This window comes from Prosthecobacter fluviatilis, assembly GCF_055388355.1.
Genome location: NZ_AP043782.1, coordinates 5,952,202 through 5,971,975 on the forward strand (window position 1 = coordinate 5,952,202; position 19,774 = coordinate 5,971,975).

Genomic DNA, 19,774 nt, shown 5'->3' on the forward strand with positions numbered 1-19,774 from the left:
CAACGGGAAGAAATGCTCATTTCTTGAACGCCTTCTCCGCCTTGACTCCTTTGCCTTCGCTTTTGAGTTTCTCCGACCACGCGGCGCGGTTGTCCAAATTGTTGAGATCGAGCTTGCCACGCACGTTGAGGAGGTAAGCCTCTTTGCCCTCGGGCTTCGGCGCGGTGCCTCTTCTGATCTCCCGGTTGGCCATGCTGGATACGGCAGGCTCATTGGGCCGTGGACTCTGCACAGGCATTGGGAGTGGCATCAGATTTCCGCTGCTGCGGTGAATGGCGTAGCGGGCATCCCCCAGCTTGGCGACCACCACTGCCTGCCCATGAATGCCGGAGGCCTGGAAGGCACCCCGGGGGTCGGTGCGGCCTTTCTGCGGGCTGGCGGTGGCGCTGGTGTCGTAGGCGGTGATGTCGGCGTCAGCCACATAGGCATTGCGCAGGGTGTCGCGAACCTGCACGCGAATGGAGCCGTTTTGCGCGTCCTCGTGCGACTCCATCTCCAGGGTGGTGAGCAGCACGAGGCCGCTGGTCATCTGCGAATCTCCACGACAGATCACGAGGTAGGCGCCTTCGTCTTTCAATGGCAGCTCGAGGTCGCGTTTCTTCCAGGCGTAGTCCGCACCGTCTCCGAGCGGCACCTTCATCTCTGCCTGCGGGGTGATGCCGGAGAGGTTGACGCTGCCGATGCTGCTGAGGTCCTTCTGTCGCTCCTGCAGCTTCATCAAATCCACCCGGTAGATGAGCAGGGCTGCCTCCTTCACATTGCGGTGTTCCAGCACCAGCTTCACAGCCTGGCCGGGCTTTGACAGCGTGGCAAAGGGCAGCTTCACGGCCTTCTCCTGCAGCACCGCGATGGATTCCCTGGCATCTTCGAATTCGTCCTTCACTTTTTCATACCAGCGCACGGCCTCGGCGTATTTGCCCTGGGCGTGATGGATCTGTGCGGTGATGTAGCGCGCATTGGGTGCGTCGTCGCTGCTGCCGGCGGCAACAGGAGATGCTGCGGCGAGCGCCTCGGGAAACTGATACTGCCAGAAGCGGCCCAGTGCCGTCATGTAGTGAAAGTTGTTCAGGAAGGGGCTTTTCGTGAACGTGGAGGCGGCATTTCCCGCCGTCTGCACCACGCTGGCATAGTCCTTGAGGTCAAAGAACACGTTCGCAAGGGTGAAGGCGGCATCGTCTGCGAGGTCATTCCTGGCCTGGAGGGTCAGCAGGCGGCGCAGCAGGTCGCGGCTGCGCTCCAGCAGCTGGCTCCTGGTCCACTTTGCAGCGCCTGGGCGCAGGGGGACCGAGGCGGGATCTGCGGCCAGCTCCTGATAGCGCTGGCCCAGGCTGAAGAAGGCCAGCAGGCTGTCCGCGCCGTCCGGGTATTCCATCCACAGGCTGAGCTGGTGCTCTGCGCTGCCGGGGAAATCTCCCGCCGTTTCCATGGCGGCGCTCACGCCTGCATCGCTGACAAAGCTGCTCTCCATCGTGGCGCGATAGACCAGCCACGCGCGCTCAAACTCACCCATCTGCCGGTAGGCTGCGGCCACCTTGAGGATTTTATCGAAGGGGATGACGATGTCCGGGTGGCGCTCGCTCAGCGCCTCAAAAAGCTCCACCACCTGTCTGGCATCCATGGCTTCACGGGAGGTGTGAATCCAAAGCAGCATGCGGGCGATGTCGCGTTCGTGGTATTTCATGGCCTCAGCGTCATTGCGCAGAAGTTCGAGGTGGGTGCGGGCTTCCTCCAGCGCGCCTTCATCAAAGAGCAGCTCCGCCAGCTCCAGGCGTTCGAAGCCGTTCATGACATACGGGTCCGTCGATGGCTGGCCGGGAGGAAGAATGGTCAGCCTGCCTTCGGGGCCGGTATTGAAGAGCTCATGACGGCAGGCATCACGCACGCGCGTGGGTGCGATGCGATAGCTGCCCGGGTGCAAGGCCATGAGTTCATAGCTGATCTTTGCATCCTCGGTGAAGGTGCCGGGGATGAACCACAGCCGCAGCATGCCTGGAAGCTGCTCCATGCGTGCCTGCTCCGCTGAAAGTGAGCCGGGCACAAACATGCAGCCGGCAGGCAACGGCTCATCGATGATGACATAGCCGTTCTGCGCCTGCCCGGGGGCTTTCAACTCCAGCCGCACGCGCAGCCGCTGGCCGTGGGCTGCGACAGTCACCGGCGAACTGCTTTCCGCTTCCAAGGGTTTGTCGTGATGCCGCAGGCCCTCATGCAGCCAGGAGCGTTTGGTCACCGTTGGCAGCGAGGCCACCGTGGCGGCTTTCGGATCGATGGCGGTCTCATTGACAAAAGTCGCGATGATGACGGGCGTGGCCATGTTGTTTTTGTAGCCCACGTTGATCTTGAATTTGCCGTCGGCTCCGGCCTTGGGAGCTGGGAAGCGAATGACTCCGCCATTGCCGATGGACCGCTGCTCGCCATTCAGGGTCAGTGTCATCTCTTCAGCCAGCGGTGTCCGGTGCATGCCGCTGCTGATGAAATGCTCCGCCAGTGCCGCCGTCCAAAGCCCCTGCAAGGCTGTGTCAGATCCCCGTGATACGCCAAGCTGTTGCAGCAGAGCGTTCGCCGCGTTGTTTGCCAGCGCAGTGCCGGGCACGGTCTTCGCTGCGGCATAGAGGATGATGGCCGTCGTGTCGTAGTCACTGCCGAGACGGGAGGTGGTTTTGCTGCCGGTCCAGCTGGGTTTGGCTTCGAGCGCCTTGAGCAGTTCCTTGGCCTCGTCGCTCCGGTTCATGCGCTGAAAGGCGGCAGCCAGCCAGGCCAGAGACGGGTCATTCAGCTTGGCGCGGTCTCGATACATGCGGTTGGCCACGGAGAAGTCCGCCTCATTCACGCAGGCCAGCGCGTGCAGGATGACGGCCGCCTTGTCCGGCTCATCCGGCGGGATGATGGCCAGCGCCTTTTTCAAATAAGCCATCGCTGACTTGATTGCCGTGTCTTCGACATCAAAGCCCAGCGATCTCGCCTCCACCAGCGCCCACAGGCCGAGGCTGGTCACGACGCTGTCACGCTGCCATTTGACATCCTGCCAGGTCCAGCCGCCGTCCTTCTGGGCGATCTGGAGCTCCGCTATGAGCAGGCGGAGCTGGCTTTCATCCGCAGGTTTGCCGGCACGTGCTGCCGCCACACGGCTCAGCAGTCTGCTGGCAGCGGTTTGTGATGAGTGGCTCATGGATTGCAGGAGCGCCAGAGGTGAGGAGAAGGCGGAGATCCAAAGCTGCTGGGAGGGAATGACCGTGAAGGCGGCTTCTCCAGGAGCAGGAACGACCTTCAGTGCATGTCGGGTGCTGGATTCACCCAGGGGCAGCACCATGAAGTTTGAGGCCAGACCCTGGGTTTTTGTGGCCGTCTTGATGGACGTCGAGGCGATGCTCAGGCCCGGCGTGTCGGAGGCTCTGACGGGGTCAAACACCACTTCGACGGTGCCTTGGGGGTTGAGCTTGACGGAGCGCGTCTGCACTTTCGTCACACCTGCGGTTTCAAAAGTGGCCTGAACGGTCGTCTCGTTTTCTGGAGCGCCATGCAGCAGCACGCGCGGAGTAAAGCTGTCTCCTGGGAGCATAGCAGCAGGCATTCGCATTTCAGCCATGAACTCCGACTTCGTCGTCATCTCCTTCTCAGCTTCGCCCACCTGTGTCGTTACCGTGCAGCCTCGGCTCGACAAACGCCATGCACCAGCCGTGCCCGGGGCCGTGAGTGTCACCTTCACCTTGCCGGAGGCATCTGTGACGAGCGGGCAGTGCCACTGTGCATCCGGCGCGAAGGGCTGGCCTCCTGCATTTGGGAAGAGTCTGCCGATGACGGGAACGCCAGCGAAAGCGGTAGCGCCAGTGAAGGGGTAGGCTCCGGAGATGTTGCCTGTGAGGGTCAGGGGACCGCCAGTTTGCAGGAGCCCGTCGATGGAAGCGCTGCTAATGGCGAACCCCCCAGATCGGTTTCCGGCGGTTATCGGTCCAGCGCCGTAGGGGAAGGGCGGGCCGGAGCTGTTGACGGAAAGGAGGTTGTCGATGGGGCCATTCGCGAGTAGGCCGCCTGAGCTGATGTCCAGGTTGTTGCTTGCAATGCGGCTGCCGAAATTCACATGCATGCCGCCTCCCACGGTCAACGTTTGACCTTGCTGTGCGGGGAGGAGTCCGGACGCATCGCCGATTTGTGAGCGGTCGCTCCGCTGTCGCAGCTCTGCCTGCTGATACCACACGCTGTTTTCCTGCTGTGCCATATTGCGCAGCTGATCGATGTGGGACTGCGCGTTGCTGGCGATGTCGATGACATTGCCCGCTTCATCCCGGGTGAGAAACTGGGAGGCGGCGCGGTATTGAAAGCCCGCATTGCTGCCGGTGCGCAGGCTGCTGTGCTGGCGCAGGCTGCCGTGGAAAAAGTTGTCGATGTCTTCAGTCTGGTCGGAGTGCTGTGCAAAAAGTGCGGCGCTGGCAAGTGCGAGGCTGAGCTCTGCGGCAACGGGGTTGCCATTCGCGTCGGTGGCGGTGAGAGTGATCTCGGCGGCTTCTCCCGGCTTCACTGGCTGGGCAGGCGTCTGGATCTCGATCTTGAGCGGGCGCTTCACCTCAAAGCCACGCCGGGCGCTGTGCAGCTTGTCTCCGTCGAGGCAGGCGACGCTGACATCAAACTGCGGCCAGTGCGCCGCAGCGACGGAAATGGGCAGCGCATTGTGGCCGGGTTCCAGCCTGATGATGCGATGCTCGATCATGTTCTCTCCGGAGAGAGTGATGAGCGCCAGCGGAGCGGTGATGCGGCTGTGCGCATCGACTTTAAGCGTGCTGCCTTCATTGACATCACTCTCATCGCTGAAGAGACGCAGCTTGGTGGTGTCATCAGGACCGGAGGCCTGGATGAAGGTGGTGCTCTCCACGGCGTTGCCACGCGTGTCTGTGGTCTGGGCGACAAGCTGGTGCATAACCGCGGACTGCAGCACCATGGTGGAACTGCCGAGTCCTGTGGCGGCATCTGTCTGGACGGTGAACTCAGCGATGCGTGCCGGTGAGCTTGCATTGGGAATGTACACCAGACCGGGGAGGGCGGAGAGCACGGGATTGGCCGGCTGATTGTCCAGTCGCGAGAGCGTGACCTTCACAGCCGCCGCAGCGGGTTTGCCACGATGGTCGAGCGCCTTCACACGAATGAGCGAAGGCTCGCCGGTGAGTGCTGGGTTTGGCAGCCGGTCCCACACAAGCTGCAGGCCGGTGCGGAGCAGGCTCACGGCATGATGCACATTGCGCTGGCGGGCGGGCAGCTCAGCAAAAAAACGAATGTAACCACCCGCAGTGAAAGTGGTGGTCTCCTGTGTGAAGGTGTAGTTGCCCGCCGCGTCGGTTTTGCCTTCCAGCAGGCGGCCATCAGGCATGCGCAGGCGCACCGGTTCGTCTGCTAGGGGGGCTCCCCAGGAGTAGCCGACTTTCAGCGTCCCTTCGATACGGTCCCCCCGGAACACCGCCTCGGGTTTCGTCTCGATCTCCACTGTGATCTCTTCGATCTCAAACTCCTTCACGTTGAACCACGCCTCATGGGTTTCATCTCCCTCCAAGGCCTTTGCCGTGATGCGGAAGCTGCCAGGAGGTGTGGATGCGGGCAGGGGAACACTGTGGGTGAAGGTGCCGAAGTCGCTGAGCTTTGACTTCATCCGGCTCAGAGTGCGGCCTTCGCCATCGGTGATGTGGATGTCATACTCACGGCCGGCGGGCACGCTGTAGGCACCATCCTGCACATCTCGAATGATGCCGCGGAAGTGCACCACGTCACCAGCGCGGTAGGCGGACTTGTCCGTGTAGATGAAGCCGTGCCGCGACAGCGCGACGTCCGAGCGGTCGGTGCTGCCTCCGGTGATCTCCTGCGTCATGCCGCGCAGGTTCAGGCGCTGGATGGCCACACCCGAATCCGTGCTCACATAGGCGCAAAGATCTGCGGTGGCGCGGATCATTTCGCCGCGCAGGCGAAACACGCCATCCTTGCCGGTCCGGCCCTGGCCGATGATTTCCTTGCCATTGCTCAGCAGGACCTCCGCATCTGCCACCACGGTGCCTTTGAGGCGGTCCTGCACAAACACGAGCGCCTCCGTCCAGGCGGACTGCACGATGAGGTCGATGTCGCTGCGGATCACAATGGTGCTGGCCTGCCAGTCCTCCCCTTCGACCCGGACGAGGCACACTCCCGGTCTGGTGCCTTCAAACGGGACGTCGATGGTTTGCTCGATGGGCTTGAGGCGGGAGTAGCCTGTGACGGGCACCTCCCATGTTTTGTCCGGCTGGATCAAGTCGATGTCGAGGGAGCCGATGCCTGATTCACCATCCAGGCGATGGCGGCTGCGGTAGAAGTCTTCGAGATTCAGCGTGTAGCGCGAGACCCTGAGCTTTTCCAGATTTCGCACGTTCACGCGCACCTGGGCGGTTTCATTCGTGCGGTAAATGCGCGGTGTTTGCAGTCCCAGCGAGCGCTGTGGCATCATGGCGGCGCGTTCGGCGGCCAGCTGCTGCCAGCCGCCCCAGGTGAGGCGCTGAAAGGTGTTCAGCGCCTCTTCATGCCGGTCCAGATGATCTGCCTGAATGATGCCGGTCCGGTACAGAGCGAGAGAGGCCTCCTCGCTCGTGGGATGTTTGATGATGAGGCGGGCCCATTCGGAGACGGCGCTTTCAAAGAGTGAGGTGAGCTCTGGAGAGCGCGGCTTGCCAGCCTCCTTTTTGGCAAGCTCCTGCGCCGCGGTGAAATGCCACTGGCCGTTTAAAAAGAGGAGCTGTGGACAGCGTGCGTCCAATGGATGGGCTGTGATGAAGGCGTCAAAACGCCGCGTGGCCTCGGCACGGTCTCCCGCCGCCACAGCATCAAGGCAGAGCTGAAACTCTGCGTCCATGATGCTCGCCTGCGCCCGCTGCCACAGGCTGCCGTCCGGATGTTTGGCGATGTAGGCACGCCATTGCTCGATGGCCTGCGGATACTTCCGGGCGGCGAAGTGCAGTGCACCGATCTGGAAAAATGCCGTCTGCCGCCACGCTTCGAGGCGCTCGGCCGGGGTGCGTTTGTCGGCTTCATCCGCCGCAGGTGCCGGCCAGTCGGCGCGGTCATACAAAGTTTTGCAGGCCTCCATGGCCTCATCGCTTTTGTTTTGCGCAGCCAGAGTCTGGATCAAAGTGAAGGCTGCCTCCGCCGAACGCGGATGTGACGGATAGGTCTTCAGAAAGCTCCGCAGGCTTACGGTCTGCTGAGCGGGGTCAGCAGGAATGATGGTGACTTGCTCATTGGGGGATGGGGTGGGAGCGTTGGCGAACTGTTGTCTGTCGTCTTGGACGATGAGCGCGGCATAGCTGCGACAGATCTGCCATTCGATGTCTCCACGGTCAGGCTGCGTTCCTGCTGCCGGCGCCTTTGTCTTCCAGAGGGTCATTATATCCTCCGCATAGCGGCGCGCGGCATCGGCGTTGCCTGTTTGGAGCATGCTTTCGATGAGTGTCTGGCGCACCTCCCAGCGCTGCGCTCCTGCTGTCTTCGCGGCGGATGCAGCTAGCGGGTTTCCAATGAGTCCACGCCAGTCAGGATCAAATTCCAGCAGATAGGCGGCGCATGCCTGGGACAGCTCATTGTTTTGTTTCAGGTCGCGCACGCTTGCGACAATCTGAAACAGAAGCTGCTCGCGCATGGCAGGGCCTGTTTCGAGTTCCAGCGCCTTGCGATACAGAGCCAGCGCCTTGAGCTGAGCGTTCTTGTTCATGCTCTGGCCAGGGACGGCCGGTTTGGTAATGTCCTTTGCCAGAGCCACCAGCGCCTCCGCCAGCTTTTCTTTGCGTGTCGTGGCAAACAGGCGCGTGGCCTCCGCGCTGTAAATCACCTCCGCTTCCTGATGGCGCTTCAGCTCACCCAGGCACCGGGCTTTGAGAAACAGGGCCTTGCGTGTCCATGCGTGGGTGGCGGGGACGGCATCACAATCCTTGATGGCTTCGGCGTGCTGCCTTGACTCCGCGCGGGCGACGGCACGCAGGTAGTGCGCATAGCCCGGATCGGTTGCAGCAGAGATGACGGCCTCGGTCAATGCGGAAGCGGCTTCAGTGTAGCGCTGCCTCTGCAGCAGGATCTCTGCTTCATCAACCGGGGAGGCTGTCAAAGTTCGAGCAAGGACAAGGAACAAGATGGTGCGGTGGTACATGGTGGCCTCCATTTGATGATTTCTTATTATGCGCAGCCAGAAATGCCGATGGCAAGATGCATGAATGAGTGGCAGTCAATTTACGTTCCGTTTACAGACAAACCGCATCGTCTGACAATCACCCATGAACCGCCGCCACTTCATCCGCTCTGCCGCCGCCCTGCCATTCATCTCGGCCATCGCTGCCGAAAAACCCAGACGGCTTATCCTGAGATCTTCGTGGCAGACGGTGAACATTGGCGACATCGGCCACACGCCGGGCGTGCTGGCGCTGCTGGAGAAACATCTGCCAGAGGTGGAGATGCGGCTGTGGCCGAGCAAGCTGGACAATGGCGTGGCCGAAATGCTGGCTGCACGCTTTCCTAAGGTGCAGGTGATCCAGGGGGAGGCGGTGAAGAAGGCCTTTGAGGAGTGCGATTTCCTGCTGCACGGCTCCGGACCCTCGCTGGTGGCGCAGGCGGATGTGGTGAAGTGGAGCCAGGCCACGGGCAAGCCCTACGGTGTGTACGGCATCACCTTCTCCGGCCAGCAGAGCTCGAAGAGCGTGAAAACGGTGGATGTGCTCAGCGGCGCGAAGTTTGTGTATTTCCGCGATTCCGTTTCACTGGAGCTGGCAAAGAAGATGGGCTGCACCTGCCCACGCATGGAGTACGGGCCGGACGGAGCCTTCGCCGTCGATCTGAAGGATGATGCGAAGGCCGAGGCCTTCCTGAAGGAGCACGGACTGGAGCAGGGGAAATTCCTTTGCTGCATCCCGCGCCTGCGCAACACACCTTACTGGACGCTGCCGGAGAAGAAGGCGGCCATTGATGAAAAGAAGGACGCTCGTAACAAGGCCATGATGGACCATGACGGCAAGCCGCTGCTGGATGCCATCGTGAGCGTGATCAATAACACCGACCTCAATATCCTGCTCTGCCCGGAGGACAAGACGCAGATGAAGGTGGGCAAGGAGATGCTCTACGACAAGCTGCCGGAAGAAGTGAAGGCGCGCGTGGTATGGCGGGAGAGCTACTGGCTCACGGACGAGGCCATCAGCACCTACCGCCGCAGCGCCGGGCTCTTTGGGCATGAGATGCACAGCCCCATCATGTGTATCGGCAGTGGCATCCCCGCCATCGTGTGCCGCTGGGCCGAGCAGACCAGCAAGGGCTACATGTGGCGCGACATCGGCCTGGGCGAGTGGCTTTTCGATCTCGACAAGGAGGACGAAGTGCAAAAGGTGGCCGCCGCCGTGCTGGCAATGGCTAAAGACCCCGCTGGCTCAAAGGCGAAGGCCGAAAAGGCACGCGAGTTTGTGATGGCCAAGTTTGCCGCCAGCATGGACGTGGTGAAGAGCCATCTCCCGGCGTGACAAAGCCGGTGCTTTTGCGGTACAGTCACTGATTAATCCTGAAATGGCTGTCCCAGACCATGAAGCCCGCCTTGTGTCTTGTCCTCTTTTGCTGCTGCGCGGGTGCCGCGCTGCCAGAAGACGCCGCTTTTTTTGAGGCCAAAATCCGTCCGGTGCTGGTGAGGCACTGCTACGAATGTCACTCGCTGAAGTCAGGCAAAGCGAAGGGCGGGCTGATGCTGGACACCAGGCAGGGCATCCGCGTGGGGGGTGACACCGGGCCGGCGGTGGTGCCTGGCGAATCAGCAAAGAGCCTGCTGCTCTCAGCGATCAAACACAGCGATCCTGATCTCGAAATGCCGCCGAAAAAGCCCAGGCTGCCAGAGCTGGTCATTGCTGACTTTGAAGCCTGGATCAAAGCAGGCGCGGCTGATCCGCGTGAGTCGGCCATCAATGCTGCGGAGCGTCCGCCTGTCGATTTGGAGTCAGGCGGAAACTTCTGGAGCTATCAAAAGCCGAGGGCAGCCGGCGGCACCATTGATGGCTTCATCCAGGCAAAGCTGAAAGAGAACGGGCTGGAGCCAGCGCCAGTTGCAGAGCCGGTGATCATCCTGCGCAGGCTGTATTTCGATCTGATTGGCCTGCCGCCTACACCGGAACAGGCCGCGGCGTTTTCCATGGATCAACTGGAAGCCACGGTGGACGGGCTGCTGAACAGCCCGCGCTTTGGCGAGCGGTGGGGCCGCCACTGGCTGGACGTGGCACGCTACGCCGAATCCAATGGCCGCGAGTCCAATCTGACCTTTCCTCACGCCTGGCGTTATCGGGATTATGTGATCGACGCGGTGAATGCAGACGTACCCTTTGATCGCTTCATCATCGAGCAGATCGCGGGGGATCTGCTTCCCGCACAGGGAGATGCAGAGCGTGCCCGGCTGCTCATTGCCACAGGGTTTCTCGCTCTTGGTCCGAAAGGGCTCAACGAGATGAACAAGGCGCAATTCGCCGCAGATGTGGCTGACGAACAGATCGATGCCGTGACGCGCGCAGTGCTGGCCAGCTCCATCGCTTGCGCCCGCTGCCACGATCATAAAACCGAGCCCTTCAGCATGGAGGATTACTACGCGCTTGCTGGAATTTTTAAAAGCACGCAGACTTTCTACGGCAACTGGATCGACTCAGAGAACAACAACCACGGCCATCTCATACGCCTGCCCGGGCTGCCGGGGCAGGTGATTCCGAACCGGCCGCTGAGCGCGGATCGCGTGAGGCAGCTCAAAGAGGATCTTGTCAGGCTGCAAGCCGAGGAAAAGGCCCAAAATGAGTATGTCGCAAAGGCGAAAGCCGACGGGCGTGACATCAGCGGCGAGTATCACCGGATACTCGCCACAGCCATTCGCATCCTGTGGAATCGTGGTGGCATTGAGGGGCAGCTTGAAACTGTGGATGAGCAGGGGCATGCGCTGCCTTTGTGCATGGGCGTTCAAGACGCAAAAAGCATCCAGGATTCGCAGCTCTACGACCGTGGAGAGATCGCGCGTCCGGTGAAATCTGTGCCGCGTGGCTTTCCCAAAGTCATGGGCAGCGGCGCAGCCATGCCAGAGGAGCACAGCGGTCGGCTGGAGCTGGCGCGGTGGCTCGTCAGCCGTGAAAACCCTCTCGCCGCCCGGGTGATGGCGAATCGCGTGTGGCGGCATCTTTTGGGTGCTGGCATCGTTCGGACGGTTGATAATTTTGGCTTCAGCGGGGAGCGTCCAAGCCACCCTGAGCTGCTCGATTACCTGGCGCTGCGGTTTATGGACGGTGGCTGGTCGGTGAAAAAACTGATCAAGGAGATGGTGATGTCTGAAGCCTACAGGCAGGCATCCACGTACCGCAGCGAGTCCTTTGAAAAAGACCCGGACAACCGGCTGCTGTGGCGTGCGAACAAGCGCCGGCTCGATGCTGAGGTGATACGTGATTCCATGCTTGCTGTGGCGGGTGTGCTCGATACCTCGCGCAGGCCCGGATCGCTCGTGGCGGAGCTGGACGGGCAGTCGGTCTCGCTCATCGGCTTCAATGCCAAACTGCCTTCTGACCTCGATGGATCGAAGCGTCGCTCGGTCTATCTGCCTGTCCTGCGGGATCATCTGCCCGATGTGCTGGAGCAGTTTGATGTGGCCAATCCCAATCTCGTCACGGGCAATCGTGATGTGACAAACGTGCCGTTGCAGGCGCTTTACCTTCTTAACGGCCCCTTTGTCCAGGAGCAGGCGGAGGCGCTGGCAAAGCGAATCCAATCTTCGCCCGAACGTGTGCAGGCCGCATTTCAGTTCTGCTTCAACCGCCAGCCAGACGCAGGCGAACTCGCGCTGTCCGAAAAATTTCTCCACACCGGCGCCCAGGACGGTTTCAAACTGCTGCAGGCATTCTGCCAGTCACTGTTTGCCAGCGCCGAGTTTCGCTTTGCCGATTAAATGCCATGAAGATGATCCAGACACGACGTGAGATGCTGACGACGCTGTCGTCGGGCATTGGCTGGCTGGCTTTTTCAGCCATGGCTCAGGCCAAAAGCGGCCTTGCAGCAAAGCTCCCGCATTTTCCCGCGCGTGCGAAACGTGTGATCTTCCTCACCATGCGTGGAGGACCTTCGCATGTGGACTTGTTTGACTACAAGCCGGAGCTGATCAAACGAAACGGCCAGACCGCGAGCCTTGGCCGTGATGCTGCGGGCGCGAAGCTGTTTGGTCCCGTGCATCCGTTGAAGCAGTTTGGCAACTCGGGGCAGTGGATGACGACGCTGTATCCCAGACTCGCGAAACATGCGGATGACCTGTGCATCATCAACTCCATGCACACCGACCTGCCAAATCATGCACAGGCTTTTGGCCAGATGCACACCGGGAGCTTTCAGTTCGTAAGACCTTCCATCGGTGCATGGACGTTGTACGGGCTGGGTTCTGAGAATGAAAATCTGCCGGGCTTCGTCACGCTGAATCCTCCGGCGGACAATGGTGGCGCACAGAATTACGGCAGCGCCTTTCTGCCTGCGATCTGCCAGGGGACGCGCATTGGCGGGTCGCAGCTTCCAGAGCTCTATGCGGCACTGCTAAACAAGGATGCTGCACCTGGGCCGCCGATGAAGAACATCACAAATGCTCTCGTTCCCCGCGATATCCAGCGGGCGCAGATCGACCTCATTCGCGGCCTGGATGGACGCAAACTGGAGCGCGATGGTTTCCATCCCGAGATTGAGGGCGCCATCGAGTCGTTTGAACTCGCCTTTCGCATGCAGAGCGAGGTTCCCGAGGTGCTCGATCTGCGTAGCGAGCCTGGGCACATTCTGAAGCTCTATGGCATCGGGCGGGGCAAGGATCAGTTTGCTCGGCAGTGCCTGCTGGCGCGCCGCATGGCTGAAGCTGGGGTGCGGTTCATTGAAGTTTCCTCCCCTGGAAACTGGGATCATCACAACCGCTTGCGTGAGCAGCTGGCCACAAACTGTGTCTCCACCGACGAGCCGATTGCCGCGCTGCTGACGGATTTGAAGGCACGCGGCATGCTCAAGGACACACTGGTGGTGTGGGCCGGTGAATTTGGCCGCACCCCCTACGCACAGAGCGGTGATGGTCGCGATCACAATCACAAAGGCTACTCCATCTGGATGGCAGGCGGTGGAGTGAAGGGGGGGCTCACCTATGGAGCCACGGATGAAGTGGGGCACAAGGCCGTGCTGAATCCGATGCACATTCATGACTGGCATGCGACGATCCTTCACCTTCTCGGACTTGATCACACTAGGCTGACCTATTCCTATGGCGGTCGGAATTTCCGGCTGACAAATGTGAGCGGTGAAGTGGTAATGGGGATTATTGCCTAAGATTGGGATTGCGTATGCGCTAGACTGGGCGGTAATATCGAACCAATTCCATACAGGCTGGTCTGTATGCTGCAGGCGGACTCCTTCCCCTAAAAATGCCATGCGAGACGGTTCCTCTGATGATCATTCATCCTCTGTCAGGCCATCTTCTGGATGGGGCAGGCTGTTCATAGGTCTCTTGATGGGCGGAGCGATCGGTGCCGGAGCCTTGTATGTTACCAAGGTGAATCCATCGCTACTGGCGAAAGTGGCACCGCAGCCAGCAGCTGCCAGCGGCGAAGAAATGGAGGTGCTGGTGAAGCATGAGGGACTTCCGCGAACGCCTTTTGAAAAAGGTTCCCTGTCTCCGGATGAGCCGGTGGAGTCGATCAAGATCACGCTGGGAGCCGGGACGGATGGGGCGGCTCTAAGCGAGCCGGTGGATGTGCATCTGGGGCTTGGCTTTCCACTGAGGCTCTATCCCCTGGGCGGAGTGAGGCGGGAGCCCTCCTTTGCGGCGTTTCCGCACAAGTCATCACTCGAAGGCATGGCGGCTGCCATCCAGCCGGGCCAGATGGCCACGTTTGAATTTTCGGCGAAGGATGATGACGCCGGACTGGATGCTCTGCGCACTTCGCAGCAACTGCTCAGCGGTGTGAAGTGCGGGGATTTGCAGCGAATCGGCTTTGCCTCGCAGGGACGCAGCGACTGGGTGCTGGCGGGCTATCGCATCGAGGTGAATGGAAAGCTCTTCGCCGCGAATGGTCTCGTGGACGCCCGTGCGCAGGAGAAGCTGGCCTCCAGCCGTGCGAGCCTCATGAAACTGCTCCCTGATTATGAGGCGAAGACGAATGCCAAAAAACTGAGCGATGTCGAGAAGGCGGAGCACAAGACTGAATACGCGCTGGTCCGTGCGCTCAGCGGCCGCATCGTGGGTGCGGTTCCATGGTTTGAGGAGAGCAATGAGGAGCTGAATCCCGCACCACCAGCTGCGGCCAAGGTGGAGAGCGTGCGCATCACGCTCACCGGCGGCAAAGGACCGCAGCAGGGCACGCGCAATCCGCTCTATCTTGTGGCGGGAGCGCGGAAGTTTCTGCTTTCCTCGGAGATGGACCCGCTGCGCGATGCCAATGAACCGCAGCTTTTTGATCTCGCGGCGTTTGAGCTGTCGATGAATCCGCTGACGAAGGAGGTGTTGAGCACACCTGGGGTGGGTGTCATCGGCAGCGGTGTGCCGGAAGGCAAAGTGCCAGATCGTGCGCAGCTTCAGAGTGTGAAAATCGAGGCTGACGGGCAGGTGGTCTATGACAGTGACAAGCAGTCCGACGACCAGAAAACACTGCCCGCGCTGTGGCTTACGCCCGCTGCATATTTTAACGAAGCGGGCGATCTCATGCGGCCCACCCCCACCGCGGTGGAAACACCGGTCTGGAAATCTGGCATGACACTGCCGGGTGCGCCGCCATCAGCTCCGCTCCCGCCGGAGCCTCCGCCACTGGTCGTCGTACCGCCGGTGCCTCCGCTGCCGCCACCACCGCTGCTGCCCCCGATACGCACCATTCTGCCCGGCGGCCTGCCTCCGCCTGGCGGTGGGCTGCTGCCGCTGCTCAATGCGCTGGCGCAGCTTCTGATTCCTTTGCCCCCGCCTGCGGCCCCCTTGATCAGCGGTGTGCGCATAGCTCCCGCCACACCTATTGTCTGTGATGGGGATGCTGTGACGGTGAACTGGAGCGTGGGTGGCAACACATCGGGCATCACCTCCTGGCGCGTCGATTTGTTTGCCGTGCTCCCGCACAAGCCTGTGCCGGTGCTTGTCACACCCATGGCTACCAAGTCCGGTGTTTTTGCCGGTGCTACGAGTGTGGTGATGCCTCCGATCAACCGTGCCGCCATTGCCGCTCTCCTGGCTCCAGCCTCCGCCGAGGCACTTTATCTGTATGTGCAGCCCCGCGTCACCGCCCTGGGGCCGTGGGGAAATGTGATAACCGCGGCCAATGGCTCGCTGCTGCCTTTGTTCCCTGCGGGCACCACCGCCGCCGCCGTGGGCCTGAAGCGAGGCGGCATCCTGCCGCCCTTCGGTCCTGGCAATGCGCCCGCTCCGAGCTTTCAGGTCACGCCAGCAGTCACTCCACCGTTTTTGAAATGGCAGGGCATGACGCTGGCGGACCCGCTGGCCGTGCGCAATGCCTGGAGCCTGAATGCCGAGCACGGCAGTCATTTTGGGCTGCTCTTTGCCAGCCATGAAAGCATTCCCCCGCCGCTCACGCTGCCGGCCTGGAGCACGGCGGCGCGCCCCACCGGCGATGGCAGCGAGCTGATCACGCTGAGGTTTGAGGGAGTGGTGCCAATGCCGGCGGCTGCCAATGGTCTGCGCGCCGTGGCCTGCATCGCGTTCGTGGGCGGCGCTTCTCCCGCAAGCAAGGCGCAGGTGCTTGCCCGTGCGGAGCTGAGCAGCGGCCCCATCCGGCGCAACCTCGCCGGAAACATCATGCCTCTGCCGTTCAGTGCGCAGCCCTTCTTCACGCTGCAAACCACCGCCCCCGTCCCGGCGGTGCCGCTGGCGAAAAATCAGCCGCTGCTGCTGGTGGACATGCCTCTGCGATTTGATCGCATGGCGGCCAACAACTTTGCAGGTTATCCGCTCGATCCTGTGAACGGCGCCAGTTACTCTTTTGCCGGTCCGCCTGCTTTTAATTTCCCAGCCTACACCGCACAGGCTGGCACGGGCACGATGTACGTGACGCTCACCTACATGGTCTCGCTCAACACCGCGGATGCGACGGATGCCGTGGGAGTACTGGGTGTGCGTCTGGTTCCTGACAACACGCCATGAAAACGCTCCTGCTTGTTTTCCTGCTGCTGGCTATGCCGCTGCTGCATGCCGTGGATGGCTCCATGCACGGGCGCGTCTATGGCCAGGACGAAAAAGGCGGCAACCTCGGCCCTGTGGCCAAAGCGAAGATCGAGCTGAAGGGCGAGCCTGGCGCGGCGGGCGCGACGGTGACCACGGATGCCAGCGGCTACTATCAGATTCCCGTGCTGGCGGCAGGCTCCTACCACTACAAGATCACAGCCGCCGGATTTCGCGATGAGGATGCCATGCGCGGCTTCACCATGCCGCAGGACACGCGGGAATTTGTGCATGATTTCCTCCTTTCGCGCGAGCCGCGGCCCGGTGCGGCGCCAGCTCAGTCAAACCTTGTGCAGCCAGCCGTGCATGGCCGGGTGTATGGTCAGACGGAGAAAGGCGAGAATCTCGGCCCCCAGCCCGGCGCCAAAGTGGAGCTGCTCTCCGGTCCTGGCGGAAAGGTGGTGGCCACAGCGACGGCCAGCTCGCCTGGCGGCTATTACGAAATCAAAAACCTGCCACCTGCAGACTACGCCTATCGCGTGACCGCAGCAGGCTTTGCAGCGGAGGATGACGGTCGCGGCTTTGCCGTGCCGCAGGGCACCCTGGAGTATGTGCATGATTTTTTTATCTCCCGAACACCGCCCAAGCGGGAGAGGTGCGATCTGGCCGTGCTCGTGATCAAACGCATCAGCAGCGGCAATGACCGCGCCAATGACGCGCGCCTGCCGGTGGCAAACGCGCGGGTGGTGCTGCAGCCTTCGGGAAACCTGCCAACGCCTCTGAACCAGCCCTTTGTCACCGATGCCAAAGGTGAATGCACCGTCAAAGATCTCGCGGAAGGGGATTATGCAGTCGCCATCGACGCACCAGAGTGCAATCCCTTCACGGGCAAGCTTGCGGTGAAATGCGACAAGGACGGGGACGTCGTGTTTGAACTCACCCCATGCAATGAACTGCTGCATGGCTATGTGCGCGCGATGCTCAATGAAGGCTGGGGCACTTCCGCGCAGGCCAGAGCGGCGGCGGATCGGGCCTTTCAGCGCGCCGTGAAAGCGGATGCCGCAGACTGCAGCGTGGACTACGCCAGCGCGCTCGCGCAGCTCAGCGCCGGAGACCTGGATGCGGCCCGGCGAAGTCTCACGGTGGCGATTGGCAAAAAGAGTGACAGCACCTGGTGGGATCGCGCCTGTGAAGCACGCGTGTGGCTGATCCTCTGCCAGCATCAGGTGCCAGATGCCGTGCGTGAGATCCGCTCGCTGGCGCAGAGTCATGATGCCAGCCGTCCATCCACTCCGGCGGCGAAGGGCACGGCGTATGTCTGCGGCATCGGCCTGGGGCTGGTCAAAGGGCCGTGGCATGATATGGTAGGCGCTGGTGACGATGTCCTGCTGGAAAGGGATCTCCTGGCGGCCTTCAAGGGAGAGCTTCAGACTGAGTGCATGAGGGGCCGTGACCATGTGGCCGGGGAATACGGCAAGCTCAAAACGGCGGAGGATGCCGCGCGCGAAAAGCTGCTGGCAGACGTCACAGAGAAACGTGGGGCCGGGCTCGCCCGAATCGCGGAGCGTCAGGCGGTGCTGAGCAAAGAGGCGGCCGTGCTCGATCCTGAAATCCAGGCGCTGCAGGCCACGGTGGGTGAGGCCCAGCAGCAGTATCGCATTCAGGCCACCGGCTTCATGCAGCAACAGCAGGCAAACGCCGTGCAGTTGCAGGCGCTGAACGCGCGCATGCAGCAGATCGCCGCATGCATGGCGCAGGACCAGGTGAAAATGCAGGCCACCCAGCAGCCGCAGCCTCCCACCACGATGCGGCCGGGCGTACGGCCGATGATTCCGGGTGCGCCCCAGCAGGGCATGGGTGCCCAGGCCATCATGGTGGAGATCCAGCAGCATCAGGCGGAAATTCAGCAGATCCGCCAGCAGATGCAGGTCATCCAAAATCAGGATGTGCAGATGGGAGCCAGCATCGCGAATCTGCAGACGCAGTTCAACCGCACCGCCGGGACTGCCCAGGCGGACCTAAACACCAAACTTCAACGCCGGGATGTGCTCGCCCGTGAAATGGAAACCCTCGAGCGCCAGCGCACGGCCCCGTTTGATCCTGCAGCCTTCAGCACGCCGGAGATCGATGATCTGGTCCGCCGCCGCCGCTCTCTGAAAACCTACAGCGATCTGCCTTTGGAAGCGCGGCGCGAGGAGATTCTGGCGCAGTTTGACTGCGGCGCGGACAAGGAGCCAAAGCGTCCCGCCATCAACGCGCAGGCTGCTGAGATCAAGGAGCCGGCGTTTGTCAGTGCTCGAAAGCCTTTGCCCAATGTTCCGCAGCCTGCAGCACCCCAGGTCATGCGGGCAGAACCGACTCCTGAAAGCTCGGGCCTGCCATCTCCGAAGCCGCAGCCCGCAGCCGCCATCAAACCTCCGGCCAATGCAGGCGATCCGTCAGACGTCGTCATCACCAACAATCATGCAGGTGCGGTCCGTGTCTTTGGTCTTTCTCCGGGGGCGGACAACGAGTTGTTTGTCCGCTCTTTGGAGGCCGGGGAGGAGGCCATGATCCCCGCCCGCATCGGTCAGACACTGATCATCAAGACCTCGAGCGGCGCTCGTGAACTGGAGCGCCACAAGGTGGTCAAGAAGCTGGAGGTGCTGAAAGTCGGCGCTGCTCCGCAGTAGAGCAGCCCTGCCGATAACTCTAAGCGTGGCGTCCTTTGAAGGTGAGCTCCGCGATGCCGGACTTGTCCAGCCCTCCTAGGCCGAGGGAGACCATCTTTTCATACTGCGCCTTGGTAGCGTCGTTGAGAGGCAGGCTGAGGCCTACGGTTTTGGCCACGTCAGCGGCGATGCCGCTGTCTTTGGCGGCGTGCTCGGCGGAGAACCAGCAGTCGTGCTCGCGGGCCACCATGTCGGCGCTGTCGGTTTCCAGCACGCGGGAGTTGGCACCCGTCTGGCTGAAGACCTCACGGATCATGTTCAGGTCGTGTCCCAGTGCGGCGGCAAGGCCCAGGCCTTCGGCCAGACCGGCGGTGTTGATGTTCATGACCATGTTCACGAGCGCCTTCACCTCGGCCGCGCGTCCTGGCCCACCGATGAAGCGGCGGTTCACGCTCATCTGCTCGATCATGGGCAGCACCTGCTTGTACACAGCCTCATCTCCTGCGAGCATGAGGTAGAGCTTGCCCTCGCGTGCGTGGCTGATGGAGGAGGCCATGCAGGCCTCCAGGCTGTGCGCGCCCGCCTTTTCAGCAGCCGCATGCACTTCGCGGTGGATGGCAGGGGAAAGGGTGGCGCAGTTGATGAAAATCTTGCCCTTGGCGTTGGTGAGCAGGTTGTCGCCGCTGCCGAGGAAGATGGTACGCATGGCGGCGTCGTTCGTCACCACGGTGAAGATGACATCTGCGGCGGTGGTGACTTCGGCGAGGCTGGTGCAGGCCTTGCAACCGAGCTCGGTGGCCAGTTCGGCGGCGGCCTGGGTGTTCACATCGAGGACGGCGGTGACGCTGCAGCCACAATCTTTGAGGCGGCGGGCCATGTTGGCCCCCATTTTACCGACTCCGACAAATGCAACGGTCTGGGACATAATGAGAAAATGAGGTTGGCTTGGACTGGTTGG

At 61.6% G+C, this 19,774-nt stretch carries 7 protein-coding genes; 5 read left to right on the top strand and 2 right to left on the bottom strand.

Annotated elements, in window-relative coordinates:
- Positions 1–16: 16 nt before the first annotated feature.
- Entirely contained in the window at positions 17–8,146 is an 8,130-nt protein-coding gene (locus tag ACZ5WW_RS23260; protein ID WP_377163417.1) for an MG2 domain-containing protein, read from the bottom strand.
- A gap of 124 nt (positions 8,147–8,270) precedes the next feature.
- On the opposite strand from ACZ5WW_RS23260, the gene ACZ5WW_RS23265 reads away from it, so the two are divergent.
- The 5 genes from ACZ5WW_RS23265 (at position 8,271) to ACZ5WW_RS23285 (ending at position 18,837) form a co-directional block, all read left to right on the top strand.
- Complete coding sequence (locus ACZ5WW_RS23265) at positions 8,271–9,500, top strand: polysaccharide pyruvyl transferase family protein (protein ID WP_377163419.1); 1,230 nt, start codon at positions 8,271–8,273, stop codon at positions 9,498–9,500.
- A gap of 59 nt (positions 9,501–9,559) precedes the next feature.
- On the top strand, positions 9,560–11,935 hold the full coding sequence (locus ACZ5WW_RS23270; protein ID WP_377163421.1) for a PSD1 and planctomycete cytochrome C domain-containing protein: 2,376 nt from the start codon (positions 9,560–9,562) through the stop codon (positions 11,933–11,935).
- A 5-nt stretch (positions 11,936–11,940) separates the two neighbouring features.
- A complete protein-coding gene (locus ACZ5WW_RS23275) occupies positions 11,941–13,335 on the top strand; it encodes a DUF1501 domain-containing protein (protein ID WP_377163423.1) in 1,395 nt (464 codons plus the stop codon).
- A gap of 223 nt (positions 13,336–13,558) precedes the next feature.
- Positions 13,559–16,147 carry a hypothetical protein gene (locus ACZ5WW_RS23280; RefSeq protein WP_377163425.1) on the top strand — a complete coding sequence of 863 codons (2,589 nt, stop codon included), beginning with the start codon at positions 13,559–13,561 and terminating at the stop codon, positions 16,145–16,147.
- Positions 16,144–18,837 carry a carboxypeptidase regulatory-like domain-containing protein gene (locus tag ACZ5WW_RS23285; protein ID WP_377163427.1) on the top strand — a complete coding sequence of 898 codons (2,694 nt, stop codon included), beginning with the start codon at positions 16,144–16,146 and terminating at the stop codon, positions 18,835–18,837. The genes ACZ5WW_RS23280 and ACZ5WW_RS23285 overlap by 4 nt, the downstream gene beginning before the upstream one ends.
- A 19-nt stretch (positions 18,838–18,856) precedes the next feature.
- Here ACZ5WW_RS23285 and ACZ5WW_RS23290 read toward each other — a convergent pair whose 3' ends face one another.
- The gene (locus ACZ5WW_RS23290) at positions 18,857–19,741 is read right to left on the bottom strand and encodes an NAD(P)-dependent oxidoreductase (RefSeq protein ID WP_464694191.1); all 885 of its coding nucleotides are present in this window, start codon (positions 19,739–19,741) and stop codon (positions 18,857–18,859) included.
- Between the last annotated feature and the right edge of the window lie 33 nt (positions 19,742–19,774).